This is a genomic window from Arsenicibacter sp. R0_47 (assembly GCF_057652235.1).
Genome location: NZ_JBYFCJ010000003.1, coordinates 1 through 25,477, shown reverse-complemented (window position 1 = coordinate 25,477; position 25,477 = coordinate 1). Strand labels below are relative to the sequence as shown.

Sequence of the window (25,477 nt, the reverse complement as noted above, 5' to 3'; positions counted from 1 at the left end):
TGAAATTCACTTACTTACAGCCCCCAAAACACCACTAACATGCATCTGTATATCCTGACCTTCGTCCTTCTTTTTTCCTCATTTACCAGCCATGCACAGACGATTAATGACCTCGGCAAATTCTATCCTGATGCCAGAACAGTTGTACGGCTCAATTATACCGGCAATGAACGCGCCTGCCGGCTCTCAATAAGCTCAGGGCGCACCCTGGTTGGTGAGAACAATACTGTTGCTGACCTTATTCCGGCCGGTAATGGGTCTAAAGAAATAGCGATTGCGGTTGCCGGTATACAGTCCGGTCATCTGTATATCGATAAGCACTGGCTACCGGTGTTATTAATTCCGGCCGATACCCTGACCATTACCTTTAATGGCAACAGCGCTTCCGGATTCAGCACGGCAGCAATTACCGGAAAAGGCGCCGCCGCAACGCTTTATTCCAGAGCACGCGAAAAAGACACGGCATTCCAGAATGACGCTATCGAAGCCCGAAAGCTGCCTGCTATCCAGGCCGTGTTCCAGCGGCTGGATTCGCTCAGAAACGCCGAACTATCCTACTTTAACACCTACCGGCAGCAACATAAGCTTCCCGACTGGTTCGTACAGTTTGAACAGGATCGTATTCGTGCGGATAATGCTTTTTTTCATGTTCAAAGCCTGTACAGAGACAGCCTGACGAACAACTTTGCCGCCTTAGACGAAGCACTACGGTTTGCTACTCCGGACATACTGGATAACCCGAGAATACGCCTGCATAACCTTTACCAGCTATTTCTGCGGGATTACTGGCGATTTAAGGCCCGCAATCCGGCCATCGACAAAGCACAGAGAAACGCGCTGGCTATTTCTCTGAACCAAATGAGTCAGGATGTGTGGGATGCATTTGCCGCCGCGATGATTGCTGAGTACTGGAAAATGTCACCTACCGGAGGTCAGTTTTTCTACGACAAATTTTATCCGTTCATAAAGGACAAACGATTTATCGATCCTGTAAAAAATCATTTCGGGCCGCTCTACCAGCTTTCCGGAACGCAGATACAGCAACGGCTAACCACGGGTACGGGTGCGGGCCACGACTCACTGGCGCTGGCCGAAGCGATGCAGGGGAACATCGTTTATATCGGTTTCTGGTTTGTCAGCTGTCCGCCCTGTATTGCCGAGATACCTTATGAAAATGCGCTGGTAGATCGCTTTCAGGGCAAACCCGTCAAAATCGTCAATATCTGTGTGCATAGCAGCAAAGAAGACTGGATACGAATGAGCAAGGCCAAAAACCTGAAAACCCTGAATCTGTATGCAGACAAGCCATGGGCCACGGCATTACTGGAAAAATTCAGCGTTGCAGCCTTCCCGCATTACGTCCTGATTGATGCCAAAGGCAAGCTGGTTTGCAGCGGCTGCGGAAGCCTCCCCAGCACCAACGCTGCGCAGGAAATCGAAAAACTGCTGTCACAGTAAGTTATCCACGCTGCTTTTCCCGCTGTATAAATGCTTGCCGGCAAACGAACGTCCTCGAAGCTAAGTGTGTTACCGCATTGACCTTTATACCAACTCTTCTTTTATGGTTTCACTGGCTACCTTACGTGCCTTCGACTACTTCCGGGAAGTGCCCGATGAGCAGTTCCAATGGCTTCTTGACCGGTCTGAATCACAGGTCCACCCTGCCAAAACCACGCTTTATAAACCCGACGATCCCGTTGATCACCTGATACTGGTCGTCAGCGGACAGGTACGGCTCGACAGCGACGCCCAGAGTGCGAAAGAAGAGATTGCGCTCTATGGTCCGCACTCGGTCATGGGGGTGCTGCCCTATTCCCGCATGAAAACGGCACCTACTTTCTGGAATGTACAGGCAGAGGCCGAACTACTTTACCTCCACCGGGACTACCTCCGCGAGATGACACAGCATTGCTACGAACTTACCGAGGCGCTCGTTCACCGCATGACGGCCCGCGTGCGTGACTTTACAAAGCTGGCCCAGCAAAACGAAAAAATGGCCTCGCTGGGGCGGCTGTCGGCAGGGCTGGCTCATGAACTGAATAACCCCGTGGCCGCCGTGGTGCGCAGTGCCAATACCCTGCGCAAACACATGCATGCAACGCCCGAACGGTTTAAGACCATCATGCGGCTTAAGCTGAATGACGCACAAATTGATGTCGTCAGTCAGATGCTGCTCCGGTTAGTGTCGGCACCGGCCAAACACCTGTCGTTGCTGGAACGCAGCAGCCTGGAAGATGAACTGATGGACTGGCTCGATGACCACGACGTTACCGACAACGACGACCTTGCCGGTCAGTTGCTTGAATTCAACGTGTCGGCCGATGATCTGGATGCCGTTTTTGAGGAAGTCGGGGCCGCTAACATACAGGGTGTACTCGACTGGCTGGTCACGAATCTGGTCACCGAAAAACTGGTGCTCGACATCTCCGACGCTTCCGGCCGGATTCAAACACTGGTTGGTTCGATCAAAAACTACACGTATATGGATCGCGGCGAGGGCAAAAGCAACCTGCATATCCAGGAAGGGATTCAGAGTACACTGACGCTCCTCAACCACAAGCTCAAACAAAAACAGATTACAACGTCCGTTCAGCTGGCGGATAACCTGCCCGTTCTCTGCGGCTGGCCCGGCGAACTGAATCAGGTATGGACAAACCTGATTGATAATGCAGTGGATGCCATGGATAACGGCGGCCGGCTGGAAGTGACCTCGGAGGTCGACCAGCGCCCGAACGGGCAGACATTTATCCTGACGAAGGTGGTGGATAGCGGTAAAGGCATTCCCGAAAACGTGATCGACCGGATTTTTGATCCGTTTTTCACAACCAAGCCCATTGGCTCGGGCACCGGTCTGGGCCTTGACATTGTCCAGGGCATTGTTCACCGCCACAACGGCAGTATCAAAGTTAAATCACAACCCGGCCATACAGAGTTCAGCATCTGCCTGCCGGTTACTAATGAGTGATTGAGTGATTGAGTGACCCGCTGATGCGGTAATTTAGTGATATCACATATCCAGCGTCAAGTATCTCAATATCCAGTAACTCAAAAACTAAGACATGAAGCTTCCTGTAATTTTTGCAGTTGACGATGATCAACAGGTATTGAAGGCGGTGCAGCGCGACCTGCGGCAGCAATACCGGAAAGAATACCGTATTCTGGCCACAACCTCGGCGAATGAGGCGCTTGAAAGCCTCGTCGAGCTCAAGAAAAAAGGGGAAGAAGTAGCCTTGTTCCTGTCCGATCAGCGGATGCCCGAAATGGCCGGCGTTGATTTTCTGGTCAAGGCCCGCCAGTTATACCCGAACGCCAAACGGGCGTTGCTCACGGCTTACTCCGATATTGACGCGGCAGTCCGGGCCATCAACGAGGTACAGCTCGATTACTACATCGGTAAACCCTGGGACCCGCCGGAGGAGCGGCTGTATCCGGTCCTGAACGAGCTGCTCGAAGACTGGCAGTCCAGCTACCTCCCGGCCTTCGAAGGGCTGCGGCTGATCGGGTATCAGTTTTCACCCCGTACCCACGAAATCAAGGATTTTCTGTCAGGAAACCTGTTTCATTACCAGTGGCTTGACATTGAGACGAATCCGGAAGCCGAATCGACGCTGGCGCTCCACAACCTCAGCCGGACGGATCTGCCGGCCGTTATTCTGGGCGATGGTACTGCATTAGTGAAACCGAAACTCACCGAACTGGGCGAGCACGTTGGCCTCAAGCCAAAGGCTGCCGAAAGTTTATACGACCTGGCCATCATCGGCGCGGGGCCGGCTGGCCTGGCAGCCGCCGTGTATGGCGGTTCCGAAGGGCTGAAAACGATCCTGATCGACAAACGGGCGCCGGGTGGTCAGGCAGGTACCAGCTCACGGATTGAGAACTACCTTGGTTTCCCCTCCGGCCTGAGTGGTGCCGAACTGACCCGCCGCGCCATTACGCAGGCTACCCGCTTCGGTGTTGAGTTCCTGGCACCGCAGGAGGTCGTCAGTATTAAGTCAAACGGGCAGTATAAGCACATACACATGTCGGACGGCAGCGAGGTGGTCGCCAAATCGATCATTCTCTGTACCGGTGTATCTTACCACAAGCTGGATACCGAAAGCCTGAGCCGCTTTACCGGTGCGGGTGTCTATTACGGCGCAGCCACCACAGAAGCCTATGCGTTTAAGGGCAAACCGGTGTATGTGGTCGGTGGCGGTAATTCTGCGGGGCAGGCAGCCATGTATCTGTCGCGTACGGCGGCGCAGGTCTTTATCTGCATCCGCCGCGCTGACCTGTCGGCCACCATGTCGCAGTACCTGATTGACCAGATTGGCAATACGCCGAACATCACCGTACTTCCGTTTACCGAAGTGGTGGAAGGCCTGGGCAATGAACGGCTTGAATGCCTGGTGCTGCAAAACAGCCAGACCAAAGAGCGCGAAACAGTAGAAGCAGCAGGGCTGTTCATCTTTATCGGTACCAAGCCGTTCACGGAGTGGATTGAGCTGAGCATTATTAAAGACGACAGAGGATTTATCGAAACAGGCCGGAACCTCCTCCGGTATGAGTCATTCCGTAAGTCATGGAAACAAACCCGCGATCCGTTTGAACTCGAGACCTGCAGCCCCGGCATTTTTGCCGCCGGCGACGTGCGGGCTACAGCGATGAACCGCGTGGCGTCCGCTGTCGGTGAGGGAGCCATGGCGGTTAGTTTTGTACACAAATACCTGGCCGGAATGTAGTCCCACAGGCCCGTAAGCCGGCATCCGGAAGTTGGATTCCGGCTTACGCTCTGTTTCCTGATGATCCGCAAAACATTCCCGTCAAGGGTCGTGTTAGGTTGTTGTTTGTCTCATTTCACAGCAAAAAGTAACCTGTAGAAAACCATTTTTCACATTGGTAACAAAACAGGAAAGGCATATATTTTTTCATATGCTATTGTTACGATTTAAGTTGATAGGCAACTAAAACTTCAATAATTTGCCACAACACTAATCACCCGGAAAGAATTAGTAACCATAACACTATTCCCATGCTTTCTGAAGTCCTGCCTTTAACGCAGCCTGCATTTGTCGACCGGTACCGGACTGTCCGCACGTATTCGGAGGCTATCTGCCGGTATCTGGAGACCGAAGATTACGTTGTACAGCCAATCGTCGATGTCAGCCCGCCCAAGTGGCACCTTGGGCACACTACCTGGTTTTGGGAAACCTTCATTCTGGTGCCCAATCTGCCGGGCTATACCATTTTTCATGAAGACTTCAGCTTTGTCTTTAACAGCTATTACGAGAGTGTAGGCAAACGGGTGTTACGTAACGATCGCGGCAATCTGTCACGGCCGACCGTAGCTGACGTATACCGATACCGTGCATACGTAGATACGTACATGGATACGTATTTAATGGAACACGAACTATCGCCGGAGATCAGCGCACTGATTGAGTTAGGGCTCAATCACGAACAGCAGCATCAGGAACTGCTGATTACCGATATCAAGTATATTCTGGGCCATAACCCGCTGTTTCCGTCGCTGGATATTCCGATCAGCCAGGGCGGTCTGTCCGGGGGCGCCTCTTACGATGATGTACAGTTACAGGAAGGGATTTATACCATTGGCTACAGTGGCAGCAACTTCTGTTTTGACAACGAGCTCGGTGTTCATAAGGTGTACCTTAACGCGGCAACGATTTCGGGTAAGCTGGTAACCAATGCCGAATACATTGATTTCATTAAGGCCGGCGGTTACCAGAATTTCCGCTACTGGCTTTCTGACGGCTGGGCGTGGGTTAAAGCCGAACAAGTGAAAGCCCCGCTTTACTGGTATGAAATAGACGGGCAATGGTATAGCTATACCTTCAAAGGACTCGAACCGGTTGACCTCGGTGAACCGGTTTGCCACGTAAGTTATTACGAAGCCGATGCCTATGCCCGCTGGTGTGGTCAGCGCCTGCCAACCGAATTTGAGTGGGAGGCCACCAACGAGCGCTTTGCCTGGGGCGAGCGCTGGGAATGGACCGGCTCAGCCTATCTGGCCTATCCGGGATTTGCAACGGCCGAGGGCGCCGTCGGTGAATACAACGGCAAATTTATGAGTAGTCAAATGGTCTTGCGCGGGGCGTCAGTTGCTACGCCTGCCGGGCATGCCCGATCAACATACCGCAATTTTTTCCAACCTGACAAACGATGGCAGTTCACCGGAATACGACTAGCGAAGTAGCCTTTGGCATGGCTGACGATGTTCGCAATGGTCTCCAACAAACGCCGAAGCGGCTTTCCTCGCAGTTTTTTTACGATGCGGTGGGCAGTCATCTCTTCCAGCAAATCATGCATTTGCCGGAATATTACCTGACCCGCAGCGAATACGAAGTTCTGGATAATCATAAGGACGATCTGCTCCGGCACTTTGCCCCTGACCGGCAACCGTTCGAACTGGTTGAGCTGGGTGCGGGTGACGGACTGAAAACCAAAATTCTGCTCCGCCATTTTCTGGATGAGCAGGCGCCGTTCAGCTATGTCCCGATTGATATTTCCGAGGATGCGCTGATCGACCTGGCAACGTCGCTGCAAAAGCAGTGGCCGATGCTGAGCATTCAGCCGCAGCATGACGAATACTTCCATGCGCTGGAATGGCTTTCGGGCACGTCAGACAAACGGAAAGTCGTGTTGTTCCTGGGCTCCAACATCGGCAATTTTTCGCCGGATGCCGCGGTGGGCTTCTACAAGCAATTGTCGGACAGCCTGCGCCCCGGCGATCTGGTTCTGACCGGTTTTGACCTGCAAAAGCACCCGGCCGTTATTCTGGCGGCTTACAACGACCGGCAAGGCGTAACACGGGCCTTCAACCTGAACCTGCTGCACCGCCTCAACGAAGAGCTGGATGCCGATTTTAACCTCGCCATGTTTGACCACTATCCGACCTACAACCCGGAAACCGGTGAAGCACGGAGCTATCTGGTAAGTCAGAAAAAACAGACGGTTCATATCGGAGCACTCGACCTGGACGTATCATTTGACTACGGCGAGGTTATCCATACCGAGATTTCGCGCAAGTTTACCCCAAAGCAGATTCAGGAGCTGGCCGACGCCACCGGTTTTACCGTCAACGCTACCTTCACCGACTGCAAAGGCTATTTCGTTGACGTGATCTTTGAGAAAAAGGCATAAAAAAGTGGTGGCACGACTATAAGCCGTGCCACCACTAAACATGTATATTACTATTGAGCGAATAAGCAATAGCGATCACTCACTCGCTCAATTACTAACTCACTCAACGCCTTACGCCATTTCGAACTTGCTCTGCATCCGCTTACGCTCGTTTTCGTCGAGGTAAATCTTCCGCATCCGCATCGACTTAGGCGTTACTTCCAGGTATTCGTCTTTCTGGATATACTCCATTGACTCTTCGAGCGAGAACTGGATTTTCGGCGCGATTTTCACGTTGTCGTCCGATCCTGACGCCCGCATGTTGGTCAGTTTTTTCGCCGTCTGCACGTTTACAACAATGTCGTTCTGACGGTTGTGCTCACCGATTACCTGGCCGGTATATACTTCTTCACCCGGATCAACGAAGAATACGCCGCGATCCTGCAGTTTATCAATTGAATAAGCCGTTGCCGCGCCGCTGTTCATCGAAATCAGGGACCCGTTGATCCGCTCAGGAATCACACCACGGTATGGCTCGAAGCTCTTGAACCGGTGGTTCATTACTGCTTCACCGAAAGTTGATGTCAGTACGTTTGACCGCAGACCGATCAGACCACGTGACGGGATCTCAAACTCAAGGTGCTGCAGATCACCTTTCGGTTCCATGATCAGCAACTCACCTTTACGCTGCGTTGCCAGCTCAATTACCTTACCGGCAGTTTCTTCCGGCACGTCAACTACCAGCGTTTCGATTGGCTCCAGCCGCTGACCGTTTTCATCTTCCTTATACAATACCTGTGGCTGACCAACCTGCAGCTCGTATCCTTCACGACGCATGGTTTCGATCAGTACCGACAAGTGAAGAATACCACGACCGAATACCAGGAACTGGTCTTCACGGTCGGTTTCCTGCACGCGCAGTGCCAGATTTTTCTCCGTTTCCTTAAACAGACGGTCACGCAGGTGACGGGATGTTACAAACTTACCTTCCTTACCAAAGAACGGTGAGTTGTTGATCGTGAACAACATGTTCATCGTCGGCTCATCTACCGAAATCCGCGCCAGTGCTTCCGGATTGTCAACATCAGTCAGCGTATCCCCGATTTCAAAGTCGTCCAGACCCGTAACGGCGCAGATTTCACCGGCGTTAACTTCCGATACTTTCTGTTTGCCAAGGCCTTCGAACACCTGAAGTTCTTTGATTTTCACTTTTTTGATGCTGCCGTCTGCTTTCACAAGGGCCATATTGGCACCTTCTTTCAGCGTACCACGGTGTACACGGCCGATAGCGATCCGGCCAACGAACGCTGAATAATCCAGCGATGTTACCTGCATCTGCGGTGTACCTTCGTTTTGAGGAGCAGCCGGAATATTTTCGATGATTGTATCCAGCAGGAAGGTAATGTCGCCAGTCGGCGTCTTCCAGTCCGGACCCATCCAGCCTTGCTTCGACGAACCGAATACAGTTACGAAGTCAAGCTGATCTTCTGTCGCGCCGAGGTTAAACATCAGGTCAAATACCTCTTCGTGTACCTCTTCCGGCCGGCAGTTTTCCTTATCAACCTTGTTTACAATCAGAATAGGCTTCAGCCCTAAGCTCAGTGCCTTACCCAACACGAAACGCGTCTGAGGCATCGCGCCTTCAAACGCATCGACCAACAGACAAACGCCGTCGGCCATTTTCAGTACCCGTTCAACTTCCCCACCAAAATCGGAGTGGCCCGGTGTGTCAATGATATTGATCTTGACGTCCTTGTACCGCACCGAAACGTTTTTCGACACAATCGTAATGCCCCGCTCCCGCTCCAAATCGTTATTGTCCAAAATCAGGTCCTGAAACTCCTGATTGTCCCGGAAGATTTTTGACGCGTGGATGATCTTGTCAACCAGCGTAGTCTTACCGTGGTCAACGTGGGCAATAATGGCGATATTTCTTATAGATTGCATACTTTGCGAACTGTGACTCAACAACTTAACCTGACGGGTATTTTCTGGACTATTTGTTACAAATGCGTCAGTTCCGTTGTGAAATCGGCCTTATCAGTCTTCTGATATTTCAAGCCGCAAAGATACGCTTTTTTTATCTGAAACACAGATTTTTACAATTCTTTTTAACAGAAAAAGGCCCTGAATAAGGGCCTGACTATCAGAAGTACAATTTCTTAACAATTGCTTAATGCTTTGGGCAGCCGCAGTTGTTTTTGCGAAACAGTCCCCAGAGGAAACCTTTCTTTTTCCGGTAGCCTTTTCGCTTCTTGAAAATTTGCTCCGGCCGCGCAAACACAGTTGTTTGTTCACTGACCAGAGCCGCCTCTGCCGTCTCTGCCAACGGCAGCATCATGGCAACAATAAGACCGATTATCCCTAACTTTTTCATGGCTAACTAGCTGGCTCTACAGAGAGTTAACGAAGGTAAAACGCTTTTTGGTCAATTCCGTCAGAAAACTTATTGCGGCGCCTCAATATTGAACATATTCACCCGTTCTTCCTTCTTGCGGATACCGAAATTGTACCGCACCGTCAACCCGAACCGGCGTGTATCGTTGCGGCGCAGCCCTGTTGCCGCTACCGTCCCCTGCTGCAGCGTAAAGCGGTAGTAATTGGTAAAGAGTAAGTCATTCGCCGTCAGCGTTACCAGCAGTTTATCCTGTAGAAACTTGCGGTTTACGCTCAGGTTCAGCATGCCGAAATTACTGAGCTCGTAAAACTGAAGCTGGCCTTTTGTCCGGATAAATCCGTTCATGGTTGCCGTTGAGCGCTTATCGATTTTGAAGGAATGAAAGGTAAAAAACGACCAGCTCCCCCGCTGGAAATTCAGCGGCCGGTTTTCGTAGAGACCCGCGTAGTCGTTGTAATTGTACTGCGTGCCAACCACAAAGAAGTACCGCTTGCCCGGCGGAATTGCCCCCAACAAACGGAAGTAGGTTTCGCGGTTAACACCCAGGTTATCATACGTCCGGACGGCAATGCTCCGGTTCACCGGATCCTGATACACGACGTTCGTGAAAATGTCGCGGGTATAATTCCGGCCCACCGCAAAAATCGGCCGCTCATCGACGCTGATATTTACCTCATAATTCTCCGTAAACTGCGGACGCAGGGCCGGGTTACCAGTCTCGTACAGATACTGATCGATGTAACGGGCAAACGGGTTCAGGTAGTCGTAGGTCGGGCGGGTAATCGACCGCCGGTACACCAGATACCCGCGCAGGTCGAAACCGGCAATTTTCATCAGCCGGCGGCTCAGAAACACATACGGGAAGAGGTCGGTCCGGTGGATGTTGAACGATGTATCGGCCGGAATCCGCTGATGGCCCGCCATGTTGGTGTTTTCCATCCGTACGCCACCTTTCAGCACAAACGCCCCGAAGGTCTGCGAAGCCTGTAAATAGGTGGCATTGATATTTTCGCGATAGTCAAACGAATTGGTACGGGCGAGGTCAGGCTTACGGACGCCGCCTATAATATTAGCATAATCACCGTTGCTGGTAAAGTTCTGAATACTGGTTTTAGCACCGGTTTCCAGCGTCAGGCTCTTCATCAGTTTATAACGTAAATCAACCTGTGCTGCAAACAAATGCCGCTGGTTATCAAAGCCGCCCTCGCCCATCGTTGCCGGCCGTTCGGGCAACCGATACTGTGTACTGTAATCCTGCCCGCCGCGATTACCGATAAAGTTGTAGGAAACGTCGGTTGTGAGCTCCGACCCTACCGAATCAATTTTGTATTTGGTCGCGAATCCCTGGCTAAACGATAATACATTGTTGCGGTTCGTAACCGTGTTCAGGTTATCCGATACGAGCTTGCCCGTGCTTAAGCGGCTGATCAGGTTGTTATTGTTTGATGCTGACGTGGCCTCATTCCACGAGAAGCGGCCATCCAGGTTCAGCTCCCATTTTTTAGGCAGCTCAAACCCGAGACCGTAACCCGCATAGAAAATCTGCGCCGGATAGGTCGTGTAGGCGTTCTGCGCCAGCACTGAATCGGCCGAAAATTTCCGGCTACTCTGTACCTCTTCGTAATTATTGCGGAGGGTGTAGTTTACGTTCAGATAGGCAGTCCGGCCATTGTTGTTATTGTTGATGTTTACCCCGGCAAACTGGTTCCCGAAACGCCCCTGATTGAATCCGGCGTTGGCCGAGCCCGTCATCCCGATTTTGACCCCTTTTTTGAGAATGATATTCACCACCCCGCCGCTACCGCTCGCATCGTACCGCGCCGACGGCGTCCGCAGAATTTCCATGCGGGCAATGCTGTTGGGAGGCAGACTTTTGAGCATGGTGGCGATATCGGCCGCACTCATTTTCTGCTCCCTGCCGTTGATGTAGATCGTGGCGGGCGTTGTACTGCTGAGGTATACGTTGCCATCGGGGTCAAGGAACAACCCCGGCGTTTTTTCCATAATTTCGTAGGCACTGGTGCTGGTATTGGCAATCGGTTCAGGGTCCACCACCGTTTTATCGTCTTCCTGCCGCACCAGCGGTTTGGCCGCCGTAACCGAAACCGCCTGCAACAGCACATTATCCGGCGCCATCACATACGTCAGCCCTTCCGATGTATTGGCCGATACTACGTTCCGCAACAACGGCTTGTACCCTACCGATGTGGCCCGCAGCTGATACTTTACAGCCACCGGCACCATAAACTGCGCCTGGCCAGCCGTATCGGTTACGGCATACATGCGCCGGGTAGTATCCCGTGCATCGATCAACTGAAGATTGGCACCGATGACCGGTTGTCCGGACGTTTCCTGCAACCGGATCCGGAACGGGTTGTTTTGCCCGAAGGCAGTACAGAACGTATAAGCAATGAGAAGAAGTGTAAACAGACAGGTACGATAAGGCATCAGATTGTTATTCTTTGATAAACAAAGTTACATACAACCTACCCTCCTGCGGTACAGAACTTGATGAGCGGTTGTCAGGGCGGATTATACATGTCAAAAGCCGGCCCTGTACAGACAGAACCGGCTTTTGCCTGATCAATGAGATCGTACCTACCGACGGTATGACCGCGGGCCACGGCTGCGGCCTCCATCGTAGTGACGGCCATAGGCTGGCGGCGCCGAACGGTAGTAGCGCGGAGACGACCGGTATACCACCCGTGGCGGCGGCGTTACAATCACCCGGCGAGGCCGGTAATAGCCCGGACCATAGCCATAGGCAGGTCCGTAATTCGGGCCATAGCCGTAGCCGCTTCGTACACCTACGTATGACGGACCACAGCTACTCAGTATCAGTGTCAATACCAGACCCACTAGTAAAGCACTTGCTTTCAACGTTTTCATGGTATTTGCGATTTATGTTCGTTAGACAAAAGACAACTTATAAGGTTTAAACCCCCATCTACTAAAAACGTTTAAAACGCAAAAAAAATGCCCCGACCGCTCAAGCGCAATCGGGGCTGCTTATTTTATGACCGGCAAACCGGCCTTTTTATGCTTTTAAGCGCTCTTTCAGGTAATTCAGAGCCAGTTTGTAGGCATCTGCCGACGCTTCCTTATCGTATACCGGGTTGCTTGGATTGGCAAAACCGTGGCCGGCATCGTACATTTTAACCGTCACTTTTTCACCGGCTTTCTGCATGTTTTCTTCAAACTGCTTCACGGATTCCGGCGAGATACCTTTATCGCGGCTGCCGAAAATACCCAGCACATCTGTTTCCAGGCTTTTCAGTTTTTCTACATCCTGCTCCGGACGACCGTAGTACATCACGCAGGCAGCGGCTTTTTTGCCTTCCAGCATGGCCGACTGCAGCGACAGCATACCGCCGAAACACCAGCCTACACTACCAAACGTTGCTTTCGGGCCGGCGTAGGCAATAGCCCCTTTCATGATCGACTGCAAGCGGTCTTTCGACGCGCCCTGCATCAGTTTACCGGCCTCCGAGGCTTCGGTAGCCACTTTGCCGTCGTACATATCAACCGCCAGTACGTTTACGTCTTTCAGGTCATTGTAAAACTGCTCGGCCTGCTGTTTGATGTTATCGTTCAGGCCCCACCACTCCTGATAAACCAGTAACCATTTGTCTGATTTTTTCTTCGACCTCAGCAGAAAGCCGTTGGCGGTTTGCCCGTCGGGAGTCGAAAACTGAATCATCTCACCCGCTGCACTGACATAGTGAAACGGAATCGGATTAGCATGCAGCTTCTGGAATTCAGGATCCGCCGCCATTTCCGACATATCGTTACCTTGTCCATGACAAACCGGAATCTCAGTTTTTTCTTCTTTTACCGGCGAAAACAGGGAAACAAACAACGTAATCAGGGAGATAAACGTGATTTTCATTGGTTTATGGTTGTTTTAGGCTTTTATGTGTACGTACAACTAATTTAGGTAAGTAATTGTTCAAAAGCCATTGCCGGCCAGCGAAAAGGGAGGCCATGCGGGAGATTTGCAGATAGTGGGGCGACCACGTGGGGGATTGAAAATAGTGGGCGACCACGTGGGAATTGAAAATAGTGGGGCGACCACGTGGGGTCGCCCGTACGGGAAAAATAAGCAAAAGTGATTTATCAGGCCTTTGTCAATTCGAAAATGGTGATCTCGGGCAGAATGCCGATGCGGCCGGGATAACCCAGATAGCCGTAACCACGGTTAACATATAGCTGCTGATCGCCTTCCTTGTAAAGTCCTGCCCATTGCTTGTATACGTACTGCGACGGGCTCCATTTGATATCGCCAACCTCCACGCCAAACTGCATCCCGTGTGTATGCCCGGCAAACATAGCGTCAATGTCGGGAAATTTCGGCCGTACCTGCGCATCCCAATGGCTCGGATCGTGCGACAGCAGGAGTTTTACCGGATAATCTTCGGTGCCTTTGTAGGCTTTTGCCAGATCACCGTATTTCGGCCAGCGTGCACCGGCACCCCAGTTCTGGATACCAATCAAGGCAATTTTATCGCCGTTTTGTTCGATGATGCGGTTTTCGTCCAGCATCAGGTTCCAGCCCAGCTGCCGGTGGGCGGCCACGAGGTTGTTCAGGTTCTGCTGCTTGGCCTGCAGACTGCCCCATTCAACATAATCGCCGTAGTCGTGGTTACCCAGTGTTGAATACACGCCCATCGGGGCTTTGACCTTGTCGAATATAGTAATATAATCCTGCACCTCATCAGCGGTGTTGTTGACCAGATCCCCCGTGAAAAACACCATATCCGGTTTTTCGCGCAGCAGCATTTCCACCCCGCCCTTTACGGCTGTTTTATTGAAAAAACTACCCGAATGAATGTCTGACAACTGGGCAATTTTCATGCCTTCGAATCCGGATGGCAGGTCTTTCAGCGCCAGCTTGATCCGGCGGATGCGGTAGTCATGTGCTCCGGAAATGATGCCATACGAAAAACCAACCAGCGGCACGGCACTGGCAATGAGCGCGGTTTTCATCAGAAACTCCGAACGCGGAATCACATCCGTGGCCGGCATGGTGCTGCGGGTTGCATCATCGGCCGCCTCCCGCACGTCGGGACGGTAAAACAGCGACACTACCCACCGGAAGAACCGGCCCAGATCGTCGATGAACAGAAAAATAACAGCAAAAAGCTTTGAAAAATACGGGATCAGTACGGCCGCCCAGATCAGGCTCCGCGTTGACCGGCCGAGTGCGTCGGGCGGCAGCAGCTGCATGACGATGTAGGTCACCAGCGAAATACCGGTCAGGCTCCAGTAGGCTGTTGTGATCATCCGCTGGGTTGTTTCGGAGAGGCTGCGGCTCAGATTCCGTACGGCCTGAAATACGTACAGATCCATCAGAAAGAAGACGGCCGCAATGAGAAGAAAAAAGACGATTCTGTTCATGATTGTTTGATTAAACAGCAAACGGTTGCTATTGTTCAGCCGGAGCCGGAAGCAATAACAACCGTTTACATAGGCGTTTATGGTACGTTAAACCGCTTCGGGTTCCGGTTCGCGCTTCATGGTCAAAGCCGGATCTTTTTTACCGAACCACTTCATCCGTACCCGCTCGTTGATCCAGTATAGACAAGGGACAATAACCAGCGTCAGCACCGTCGAGAATGTCAGACCATAAATGATAGTCCAGGCCAGAATGTTCCAGAACACGGCACTCGCCCCACCCACCATCACATTTGGCTTGAAGTCGCGGAACAGAGAAACGAAGTCGACCGTCAGACCGAACGCGAGCGGAATCAGGCCGAGTACGGCCGCCGACGCAGTCAGCAATACCGGCGTCAGACGGATACCACCACCTTCGATGATGGCTTCCCGCAGCGGTGTACCACGGCCCCGCAACTCGTCGATGAACTCGATGAGCAGGATACCGTTTTTCACCACAATACCTGCCAGGGCAATGATACCGACGCCCGACATGATAACGGAGAACGTTTTACCCGTTATCATAAAGCCCAGTAACACACCGATGAAGGACAGCAGGATGGTTACGAAAATGATCAGCGGTTTAATGACCGAGTTAAACTGCGTTGCCAGAATCAGGTAGATCAGCAACACCGCAACGCCCAGCGCCGTCATCAGGAAGATGGCCGACTCCTGCTGGTCTTCCTGCTCGCCACCCAACCGGACCGTATAGCCGTTCGGGATTTCCATCTGGTCGATCACCTGCTGGATCTGCTGGTTGATCTGGTTGGCGTTGAAGCCCGGCACCACATCTGAACTCACCGTCACCAGACGCTCCTGATTTTTCCGGTTAATCTGGCTGAACGTCGTTGAGTACGCAATATCGGCCACCGACGAAATCGGCACCTGACGCAGCTGACCGCCCAGGTTCATGTCGCGGTAAACAATGTTCAGGCTCAGCAGCTGTTCGATTTTGCTGCGGTCGTTCTGCTTCAGACGGATCATGATCGGGTATTCATCTTTGGCATCGCGGAACTTCGAAATCTCGGTACCGAACAAGGCTGTCCGGATCGCAAAGGCAATCTGCTGGGCCGAAATGCCTTCACGCTGCGCTTTTTCCTTATTAATATTAATGACAATCTCCGGCTTGTTGGTTACCAGATCGGACTTGAGCTGATCAATACCCTCGATACCGGCCTGTGAAATACCCTTGCGGACAACCTTCTCCAGGCTCTGCAACGTACTAAAATCTTCACCCGATAACTCAATCGAGATGGCCTTACCCGTTGGCGGGCCGCTGCTCTCGCGTTCTACCGAAATTTCGGTGCCCGGAATGCCCTGCATGGCTACCCGTACCTTACCCAGAATTTCTTCCGTTGAACGGCCGTCGCGGTCTTCGCTTTTCACAAAGGCTACGGTTACTTTCGACTTATGCGGCGTGGCGGCACGGTCCGGGTTGAACGGGTCACCGGCGTTTTTACCGACGTTGGCAATCACCGAGTTCACGATGTTCATCGCCTTCTCGTCTTCCAGCACCTTGAACACCCGCTTTTCAATCACCTTCGTTACCGAGTCTGTCACACGGGCATCGGTACCAATCGGCATTACGTTGTATACGTATACGTAATCCGGATCACCGCTCGGGAAGAAGATCACTTTCGGCTGCACAACGCCCATCAGCATAAACGTACCGACCAGCAGGATGAACATGCTCACGACCGCCCATACCGGACGCCAGCCGTGCAAAATCCACGAAATCAGTTTCCGGTAGCCGTTTTTCAGCCGTGGCAGCAAGCCTTCCTGGAACGGCACAATGATTTTCGGCGTCAGCACGTAGTGGTTGAACACATACAGGATGATAAAGGCAATCATCAGGTTACCGATACCCCGGTCAATGACGTAGCCGATACCAGCCAGCACAGCCATGATAATCAGCGGTCGTTTCAGGCTGTCGAAACTGGTGTCAACCGCTTCATGCCCGCTTTCGTCGTGACGCTTCATAAACGTAACGGCAAACACCGGGTTGATCACGTAGGCCACAAACAACGACGCAAACAGGGTCAGGATCAGCATCAGCGGCAGGAATTTCATAAACTCCCCGACAATACCCGGCCAGAACAACAGCGGGAAGAACGGCGCAATGGTCGTCAGCGTTCCCGACATAACCGGTACGAATACTTCACCGGCCGCAGCCTTCACCGCGTTTTTAATATCCCAATCCTTGTGCTGGTTGAACAGACGGTGTGAGTTTTCGATAACCACAATCGCGTCATCCACAACCAGACCCAGACCGAGCAGGAAGGCAAACAAGACAATCGTATTCAGGGTAAACGCCGTACCGACAATCGGGCCGACCACCGGCATACACACGAACGCCACAAAGGCCGACAGGGGTACCGATAAGCCAACGAAAATCGAATCCCGCACACCCATGAAGAACATCAGAACGAGTACGACAAAGATAAAGCCCAGTACAACTGTGTTTACCAGGTCATGCAGCTCCGCCCGTGTCCGTTCCGACTGATCGGCGGTGATTTTGATGTCCAGCCCCTGCGGGAACCGGTCGGCTTTGTATTTTGCAATCGTCTCTTCGATTTTGTCTGCCGCCGAAATCAGGTTGGCGCCTGAGCGTTTGATAACGTTCAGCGACACAACCGTTTTCTTGTCCAGACGCGAGAAGTCCTGCTGCTCTTCGAAGCTATCCTGCACATCGGCCACATCGCCGAGACGTACGGTAGCGCCCGTTGCCGTGCGGATCTGGAGATTCCGAAGCGTTTCTACTTCGCTGAACTCGCCTTTTACGCGCAGTGTCCGGCGAACGCCGTCAACGTTCAGTTCACCACCCGATACGTTGATGTTTTCACCCTGTACCGCCTGCTGAATGTCGAAGAACGCCAGGCCTGACGACTGCATCCGCGGTAAATCCACGTTGATCTGTACTTCACGTTTCAGGGCACCGACGATATCGACGCGGCTGATTTCCGGCATGGCCTCGATGGCATCCTGCAAATCTTCGGCATAATCTTTCAGCTGGTTCAGCGAAAAATTACCCGCCATGTTGATGTTCATGATCGGAAACTCCGAGAAGTTCACATCCTGCGCCGTCGGGCCTGAATCCAGCTTTTGCGGCAAATCCCGCTTCGACTTGTCAATCGCATCACGAACCCGCTGCAAGGCGTCCGATACCTGCACATCCGGGTTAAACTCCACCAGAATTACCGAAACGTCCTGCAAGGCGTTGGATTTAATCCGCTTTACGCCCGAGATCGATTTCAGCTGCTTCTCAATGGGTTTGTTAATGGTGTTTTCGATATCCGACGGGGCCGTTCCGAAATAGATCGTATTGATGTAGATCTGCGGCACCTTGATATCCGGAAACTGTTCTTTCGGGAGGTTATTGTACACCAGTAACCCGCCCAGTGTAATAATGAACGTGAAGATGTAAATCGCCGTCCTGTTTTCGACGCACCAGTTGGTGAAACCGAGCGTTTTATACTGTTCAAATTTCATGTTGACAGGGGTTGTTGCTTACCGAAACCGAACTACCGTCTCGACGAGCGGTTCCACTAATAGTTTATAGGTTGTCCGTCTACTAACTCCTGATAGCCTTTCGTTACCAGCTGATCACCGGCTTTCAGGCCATCCAGCACTTCGATCTGCCCGCCATAACTCTGTCCCGTTTTAACCTGCCGGGCGCGTGCGAGTTTCTTTCCGCCTTCGTTGACGGCCACGTAAACTAACTGTCCCTGTTCGGTGCTTTGAATCAGGTTCTGGTCAATCACTACCGAATTGGCTTTCGACGCATCGTTGATTTTCACCTGCGCCAGCATGTTCGGCTTCAGGCTTTTATCCGACGGCAGCGGCGCTTCGATGGTAAACGTCCGGCTCAGCGGATCAACCGTTGTCGAGACAAAGTTGATGCGTGAATTCAGATTCTTATTCACGTCCGGGAAGCTCACCTGCACCTGGTCACCGCTGCGAACACTGCCGGCATAGGTATCCGCTACTTTCGCCACCACTTTCAGCGCCGACAGGTTCACGACCTGGAACATGGGTGCGCCCGGCATACCCATAGCCCCTGCTTTCACAAACACCTTGTCAACTACCCCGGCAATCGGCGCTTTCACTACCGACTGGCTCAGCTGCGTGTTCAGCGTTGCCAGCCGCTTCTCCAGCGACTCTTTGTTATTTTTTGCCTGCAAATACTGAATTTCGGTACCAATCTGCTGTTTCCACAGGTTCGCCTGTTTCTCAAACACCGTGTTGGCCAGTGTCAGCTGATTTTTCACCTCTTCAATTGACTGACGCAGGATCTGGTCATCAACTTTCGCCATCACCGTACCGGCTTTCACCTGACTACCTTCCTGCACATAAACAGCCGTTATGGTTCCACCGGCCTGCGGGCTCACTTGTACGTTGTTTTTCGCATCAATAGTCCCCTGTAATTCAATAAAATGGCGGAATGTCGATGCTACTACCGGCGACACAACAACATCTTTGACCTTCGCTTCTTCTGCCTTTTTCGGATCCAGTTTCGCCACCTCAGCTTCCAGCGTCCGGACTTTTGTATTCAGTTCGGCCTGCTGCTGTTTCAGCGTCGCTAACTCTTCTTTCTTCGATTGTAAGTCATTTTTCTTTTCCTGAGAACAAGACCATAACAGACTCATTGTCAAGGCGAGGATGTAATATTTTTTCATGATGGTTGTTTTTGCGTTAGTGAATAGGGATTAATTGCCGGCATAGAGTTTTCCGGTTGCCTTATCGGCATCAACTTTCGCCAGCATAAAGTCCAGTAATGCCGAGAAATAGTTGGTTTGTGCCTCGCGGGATGAGATTTCGGCGTTCAGCACCTCAATGTTGGAGCCAACACCTTCCTTGTACTTGATCCGTGTTACCCGTAAAATCTCCTGCGCCAGATCAAGGTTGCGTTTCTGGGTCTGTAAGCTTTGCAGGTTGTTCTGCAACATGATCTGCGCCTGCCGGATTTGCAGGTCAATTGAGTTTTTCAGTAGCTCACCGCTGTTCTGCGCCTTTTGCAGGGTAATCCGCTGCTGCTGCATCCGGTACTTTTTGGCAAAGCCATCAAACAGTGGTGCCGACAGGTTAATCCCGACAGACGACAAGGCAAACCACTTTGTGGTGAACATATCTCCTAGCTTATCCCGGCCGTTGTTATACCCGTAGTTCAGGAATGCGGATAAACGCGGGTAATACTGCTTGCGGGTGTTTTCAATGTCCAGAGCCGCCAGTTTCAGCTGGGTTTGCAGTGTCGAATATTCAATCCGCTGGTTGTAGTCAAACGTTTTGGCTTCGTATTGTGCCAGCCGCTCCAGCTCTTCCAGATTCTGCTCCTGAATTTTGTCGGTCAGCTTAATGCTTTCGTCAACACTCAGCCCCATCTGGTATTTCAGCAGGACATAGCTCAGTTCGATGAGGTTTACCACCTTCTGGCGTTCTGTCCTGAGGTTGTTGGCCTGTACTTCGAGCCGGTCAATATCGATCTTTTCGACAAAGCCCTGCCGGTTCAGTTCACGGGTTTCGCGCAGGGTCGAATCCAGCCGGCCAATGTTCAGGTCGAGCAGCTTAATCCGCTCTTCGCTTACCAGTACGCCGTAATACGCCTTGGCCACCTGACCGGCCACGTCGATTTTCGATGACGTAACGTTTTTCTGGGCCAGTTCGCGGTAGGTATCCGCCGCTTTCAGGCCAACCTTATACGAAGCATCAAAAATCAGCTGGTTAACGGCGGCCACGAGGCTGCCCGAGTATTTCACCCCGAAACGAACACCCTGTGGTCCGGCCGATTCCGGCAACTGGAAAAAGGCCGGCGGCAGGAAAACGGTCTGAATCGCGAGGTTCTTCAGCGCCTGTCCCGAAATACTGGCCTGCGGCAACGCAACAGACCGGATTTCCTGGATGCGCGCCTCCGCGCTGGTGGCGTCCAGCTTCGTATTCTGCACATTTATGTTGCGTTCAGTCGCAAACTGAATGGCTTCATTTAGTGAGTACTGTTTCTGGCCATACACGATGTCTATACTACAGAGCGTCAGCATAAGCATCAGCCCCGTCCTGATCGTAGTAGTGCTATAATTCATGGTTGAATTGGTTATAAATAGTAAATCCTTTTTCGGTTAGCAGACCCCGTACAAAGTGATGCAGGAGTTCGATCTGTATATCTGTAAGGCCAAAGCGGTCGTGTGGGAAAACGGCCTCATCCATCGCCATATGCATTGATTCCAGCCGCAGCCGTGCCAGTACTTCTACGTTGATGTCATCGCGGTATAAGCCATCCCATATGCCCCATTCCAGATTTTCCCTGATGGAGGCAAAGACAAACTCTTCCTTATATTTCCGGTATTCCTCCCAGGCTTTGGGGTAGTGGCGCTCAATATCAAAAAGTAGATTCGGATTGTTGCTGTCTGCGTATTTCCGCACTAGTACCGATAGCATCAGCATGGCATCGACAGCGTTGTGAGCGTCTATTTTATGGCAGTTAACATTTTCTTTTTTTGCGTTGAAATGGTTAACAACGACCTGATAAACGAGGTCTTCCTTATCTGAGAAATGCTGATAGAGCGTCTTTTTGGATATGCCAAGACGCCGGGAGATGTCATCGAGTGTGACTGATTTTACGCCGTACTTCCAGAATAAACGTTCGGCTTCGTCAACAATTTTTTGCTTCATGGAAGCGGATTCCTTCATGTGTTCCTGATCTGGGAACCAGGGAAACTTTCTTATAGTTCATAGTTTCCGTTAAATTTTTGTTGTCTTGTTCGTTAGCAGCCGCAAGTTAGTCCGGAAGCCCCGACCGGTAAACAAATACTTCATAAAGTGGAGATTTTGAGGGGTGAACGGCATTAATTCACTGACGAACTTTAGTCTCCGGAATGCAATCCGGTAAATCGTTTCTCCGGTTGATCCCGAAATAATGACATTTCAAACAGAATACCTTTGAAAACCTACACCGCAGCGGCCAGTTTTGCATTGACATTACGCCGCAGTAAACACAATAAAACGCTTACACAAAACAACAATACAATGAAAAACATAGTACAACGTATCGCTTTTATCATTCCGGCAATTGCCCTGTTTGCCATACAGGCCGAAGGCCAGACGGCAGCCAAAAAAGCAGCGCCGGCTCAGAAACCAGCACAGGCCGTTGCCCGCACAGCAGCACCCGCTAAACAGGCCGCAACCGCGCCGGCAACAACAGCCCAAACGCAACAGCCGGCAACCGCTCCGGTAACGACCCAACAGCCGGCACAGGCACAGGCTCAGGCCAGCACAAGTTCTGCTCCAAAACCAGGCGCAACGACACCGGTAAAAAAACAGCCGGTTTTCGCTAAAGCAGCGCATCGTACGTCATATCTGAACGGTGGTATTGGTCTGGCATCATACTGGGGTGGCGGTATTCCGATCGGTGTCTCCTTCGAAACTACGATTGCCGATAATCTGTCGGTCGGCGGTTCTGTTGACTATGCGCATTACGGCCGGAATTATGGCGGCTATAAGTGGAGCTATAACTTTATTTACGCCGGTGCCCGTGGTTCTTACCACCTTGGTGAGCTCCTGCAGACAGGCGACAAATTTGATCCGTATGCCGGTATCTCACTCGGTGTCCGTATTGCCAGCTACAAAGACAACGCCGGTTACGGCGACTATTATAACCCCTACAACAATGGCCTGTATTTAGGTCTGCACGTGGGTGGCCGCTATTACTTTACCGAGAAAGTCGGTGGCTTTGCGGAGGTCGGTTACGGGGTCACCGCACTGCGCCTCGGGGTCACGGCCAAATTTTAACCACTAATCTTAGTACCGGACAGTTAAGCCATTAGTTGTAAGCTCTTTTACAGCTAATGGCTGTCTTATATTTGCATCGTTGTGAAAATCCTGCCCTAAACGAATGAGCTACGATACCTGGTATCTGTTATTTCTGGGAACGGTCATTGCCATGCTGATGCTGAATGTGATTCAGTGGTGGCTTTACCGCGAACGTGTCTATGGTTTATACACGTTCTACATGCTCTCTTGGATTGCCTTTTTCTGCGCATTGAACGCTGCTACCACATGGCCGGTGATCCGGTTTGTACAGGTTGCCATTCCGATGCTTGCCTATATTACTTATTTCGAACTGACGGTTTATTTCCTGAACCTGCAAACGGCCAGACCGGATCTGATCCGGATTTTCCGTACTACACAGGGTGTTCTGGTACTATACGTTCTGCTGGAGGTAGTATTCTGTTTTCTGACGGATCTCTGGAAACAGCCTTTTCATGGTATGCTGCATACAATCGTCCGCAGTGGGCTGGCCTTACTGTCGTTTTACATTATTTCGATTATCTACCGCTGGGAAAATATCGTTGCCCGGTTATTTATTACCGGCAGTACGGCATTGGTTCTGGGCGCTATTGCGGCTATGCTGGCAACCTTGTTTTTTTCACAGCCATGGGGTGAATTTGCCTGGAACAAGCCGCTGGCTTATATGCAGACCGGTATTATAGTCGAATTACTTTTTTTCTCGACAGGACTTACCTATCGGCACCGAAGTCAGGAAATCCGGCAGGCTGTCCGAAAAGCCCTGGTCGAAAAAGAGCTTGTCCAGGAACGTGAACAGCGACAGCGTGACCAGCTGGAAACCGCCTTACATGTTCAACAGCTCAAACAGGAAAAAACAGAAGTTCAGATCCGGGCGTTACAAACCCAGATTAATCCCCACTTTTTGTTCAACAGCCTTAATACTCTTTCGTCGCTTATTGATGAAAACCCGTCACTGGCTACTACGTTCGTTGATGAATTAAGCACAGTCTACCGTTACCTCCTACGCAGCAACGTGCTGGAACTGACAACCCTACAACTCGAACTCAACTTTATTCAGTCGTATCTAAGCTTGCTGAAAACACGCTACGGGAAAGGGCTTATTACCGAAATTGACGTAATGCCGGAGCATACCGGGCTGCTTTTACCACCGCTGACACTCCAGCTCCTGACAGAAAATGCGGTTAAACACAATGTGTTGCTGCCTAATAAACCACTGGTGATCCGGATTAAGACAGATACCGGCGGACAGATTATTGTCGAAAATTCACTTCAGCGTAAAACATTACGTGTTGAATCTAACGGTATCGGGTTATCCAATATTACCTCTAAATACAAACTTCTGGGCAGCCAGCCTCCTGTATTTGAAGAAGATAAGCAATTTTTCAGGGTAATTTTGCCACCTGTTGAGACAAGCAGGGAGATCGGCTAAATAGTGTTGGTTCAAGGGCGTTTTTTTACATTTCGTCCTGCTTTTCTTACCCTACATTGACAATTATATTGATGAACTGCCATCTTTAATAAATATTTGTTTAAAAAGTCAGAGCAATGAATGTTTTTCTAATTGAAGACGAAGAGTTAGCAGTCCGCAAATTAAGTAAACTGTTACAGGAGGTCGATCCTGCCATGCAGGTCGTCGGTACGGCTGCCAGTGTGCGGGCATCTGTCGCATGGCTTGAAAGCAATAAGGCACCTGATCTGATCCTGATGGATATTGAACTTGCTGACGGACAAAGCTTTGAAATCTTCGAACAGACTACCGTAAGCTCTCCGGTCATCTTTACCACATCCTATGATGAATATGCGTTAAAAGCCTTTAAGGTCAACAGCATTGATTATCTGCTGAAGCCGATTAAGCGCCATGAACTGGAAGCCAGCCTGAGCAAATACCAGCGTCTGCATCAAACAGCTGATTCAGGTAATGAGGCCGCTAAAAGCGATATTGACTCAGCCGCCGCCATTGATGCGCTGGTGCAGCAACTTCGGCAGCAAATTCAGCCGGCTGACTTCCGGCGCCGGTTTCTGGTTAAACACCGGCAGCAGTGGATCCCTATTGAAGTAAGCGACATCGCCTTTTTTTATACAGAAGAAGGAATCAGTTTTTTCCGGACCACGACTAATCAGAAATACGCCGTAGACTATACGTTAGACGAACTGGAAAAAATGCTTGATCCTGCGCAATTTTTCCGAGCAAACCGGCAGTTTATTACGCACATTCAGTCTGTTCAGCAAATCCATCCGTATTTTAATAACAAGCTGAAACTGATTTTGAAACCTGTTACCGAAGAGGAAGTGGTCATCAGCCGGGAGAAAGCCACCGATTTTAAGAAGTGGATGGGTAAATAATGTCCGCTGACGCCTGTTGCCGACCGACAGGCGTTTTTCTATGGGTTGGAGGGGGTATAAACGACAAGAGCCGACCCTTGCGGATCGGCTCTGTCAATTACTGAGGTGGCAGTGACCTACTCTCCCGCCGGTGAAGGCAGTACCATCGGCAGCTCGGGGCTTAACGGCTCTGTTCGAGATGGAAAGAGGTGAACACCCGACTTATTTCCACCAACCTCTGTATATTTTCTGCTTAGGCAACTAAGCTAATATCGTTCGTCTTTTTCCCTACAGAGAGAATCTGTAACAACACACACACCTTCCAAGCAAACCTTTCCAACACGATTCCGGGACCATTAGTATGGCTCTGCTCTACGCCTCTCAGCGCCTTCACATGCCACCTAT

At 51.2% G+C, this 25,477-nt stretch carries 18 protein-coding genes and 1 rRNA gene; 8 read left to right on the top strand and 11 right to left on the bottom strand.

From position 1 onward, the window contains the following. Window positions 1-39 precede the first annotated feature (39 nt). The 5 genes from AC23NW_RS06115 to egtD all read left to right on the top strand — a co-directional run bounded on the left by AC23NW_RS06115 (window position 40) and on the right by egtD (window position 7,143). Entirely contained in the window at window positions 40-1,458 is a 1,419-nt protein-coding gene (locus AC23NW_RS06115) for a TlpA family protein disulfide reductase (protein WP_487448362.1), read from the top strand. Between the two features lie 103 nt (window positions 1,459-1,561). After that, window positions 1,562-2,965: an ATP-binding protein gene (locus tag AC23NW_RS06110; RefSeq protein ID WP_487448360.1), complete on the top strand. Its 1,404-nt coding sequence runs from the start codon at window positions 1,562-1,564 to the stop codon at window positions 2,963-2,965. Between the two features lie 94 nt (window positions 2,966-3,059). After that, the gene (locus AC23NW_RS06105; protein WP_487448359.1) at window positions 3,060-4,721 is read left to right on the top strand and encodes an NAD(P)/FAD-dependent oxidoreductase; all 1,662 of its coding nucleotides are present in this window, start codon (window positions 3,060-3,062) and stop codon (window positions 4,719-4,721) included. A gap of 290 nt (window positions 4,722-5,011) precedes the next feature. After that, on the top strand, window positions 5,012-6,196 hold the full coding sequence (gene egtB / locus AC23NW_RS06100) for an ergothioneine biosynthesis protein EgtB (protein WP_487448358.1): 1,185 nt from the start codon (window positions 5,012-5,014) through the stop codon (window positions 6,194-6,196). Further along, window positions 6,163-7,143, top strand: coding sequence for an L-histidine N(alpha)-methyltransferase (gene egtD / locus AC23NW_RS06095; RefSeq protein ID WP_487448357.1), 981 nt, complete (start codon window positions 6,163-6,165; stop codon window positions 7,141-7,143). Before egtB ends, egtD begins: the two co-directional genes overlap by 34 nt. Before the next feature lie 111 nt (window positions 7,144-7,254). Here the strand turns inward: egtD and typA are convergent, their stop codons facing one another. The 10 genes from typA to AC23NW_RS06045 form a co-directional block, all read right to left on the bottom strand. Continuing rightward, window positions 7,255-9,069, bottom strand: coding sequence for a translational GTPase TypA (gene typA / locus AC23NW_RS06090; protein ID WP_293837714.1), 1,815 nt, complete (start codon window positions 9,067-9,069; stop codon window positions 7,255-7,257). Window positions 9,070-9,295: 226 nt separating this feature from the next. Further along, the gene (locus AC23NW_RS06085) at window positions 9,296-9,499 is read right to left on the bottom strand and encodes a hypothetical protein (RefSeq protein ID WP_293837712.1); all 204 of its coding nucleotides are present in this window, start codon (window positions 9,497-9,499) and stop codon (window positions 9,296-9,298) included. Between the two features lie 69 nt (window positions 9,500-9,568). Then, a complete protein-coding gene (locus AC23NW_RS06080) occupies window positions 9,569-11,968 on the bottom strand; it encodes a TonB-dependent receptor (RefSeq protein WP_487448355.1) in 2,400 nt (799 codons plus the stop codon). A 150-nt stretch (window positions 11,969-12,118) separates the two neighbouring features. Continuing rightward, window positions 12,119-12,409 (bottom strand): hypothetical protein, encoded by a 291-nt coding sequence (locus AC23NW_RS06075; RefSeq protein ID WP_293837709.1) that lies wholly within the window; start codon window positions 12,407-12,409, stop codon window positions 12,119-12,121. Window positions 12,410-12,557: 148 nt separating this feature from the next. Next, entirely contained in the window at window positions 12,558-13,409 is an 852-nt protein-coding gene (locus tag AC23NW_RS06070; RefSeq protein WP_487448354.1) for a dienelactone hydrolase family protein, read from the bottom strand. A gap of 227 nt (window positions 13,410-13,636) precedes the next feature. Beyond that, window positions 13,637-14,917: a metallophosphoesterase gene (locus AC23NW_RS06065; RefSeq protein ID WP_487448353.1), complete on the bottom strand. Its 1,281-nt coding sequence runs from the start codon at window positions 14,915-14,917 to the stop codon at window positions 13,637-13,639. A gap of 87 nt (window positions 14,918-15,004) precedes the next feature. Next, entirely contained in the window at window positions 15,005-18,442 is a 3,438-nt protein-coding gene (locus AC23NW_RS06060; protein ID WP_487448351.1) for an efflux RND transporter permease subunit, read from the bottom strand. A gap of 56 nt (window positions 18,443-18,498) precedes the next feature. After that, window positions 18,499-19,629, bottom strand: coding sequence for an efflux RND transporter periplasmic adaptor subunit (locus tag AC23NW_RS06055; protein ID WP_487448350.1), 1,131 nt, complete (start codon window positions 19,627-19,629; stop codon window positions 18,499-18,501). Window positions 19,630-19,659: 30 nt separating this feature from the next. Next, window positions 19,660-21,027: a TolC family protein gene (locus AC23NW_RS06050; RefSeq protein ID WP_487448348.1), complete on the bottom strand. Its 1,368-nt coding sequence runs from the start codon at window positions 21,025-21,027 to the stop codon at window positions 19,660-19,662. After that, window positions 21,017-21,634, bottom strand: a complete 618-nt coding sequence (locus tag AC23NW_RS06045; RefSeq protein ID WP_487448347.1) for a TetR/AcrR family transcriptional regulator — start codon at window positions 21,632-21,634, stop codon at window positions 21,017-21,019. Before AC23NW_RS06045 ends, AC23NW_RS06050 begins: the two co-directional genes overlap by 11 nt. Window positions 21,635-21,970: 336 nt before the next feature. Between AC23NW_RS06045 and AC23NW_RS06040 the strand changes: the two genes are divergently transcribed. From AC23NW_RS06040 to AC23NW_RS06030, 3 genes are all read left to right on the top strand, one after another. Next, complete coding sequence (locus tag AC23NW_RS06040) at window positions 21,971-22,732, top strand: hypothetical protein (RefSeq protein ID WP_293837697.1); 762 nt, start codon at window positions 21,971-21,973, stop codon at window positions 22,730-22,732. A gap of 103 nt (window positions 22,733-22,835) precedes the next feature. Beyond that, window positions 22,836-24,179 (top strand): histidine kinase, encoded by a 1,344-nt coding sequence (locus AC23NW_RS06035; protein ID WP_487448345.1) that lies wholly within the window; start codon window positions 22,836-22,838, stop codon window positions 24,177-24,179. Window positions 24,180-24,295: 116 nt separating this feature from the next. Next, complete coding sequence (locus AC23NW_RS06030) at window positions 24,296-25,093, top strand: LytR/AlgR family response regulator transcription factor (protein WP_487448343.1); 798 nt, start codon at window positions 24,296-24,298, stop codon at window positions 25,091-25,093. Between the two features lie 103 nt (window positions 25,094-25,196). On the opposite strand, the gene rrf is transcribed toward AC23NW_RS06030, so the two are convergent. Further along, a 5S ribosomal RNA gene (gene rrf / locus AC23NW_RS06025) occupies window positions 25,197-25,308 on the bottom strand. Window positions 25,309-25,477 lie beyond the last annotated feature (169 nt).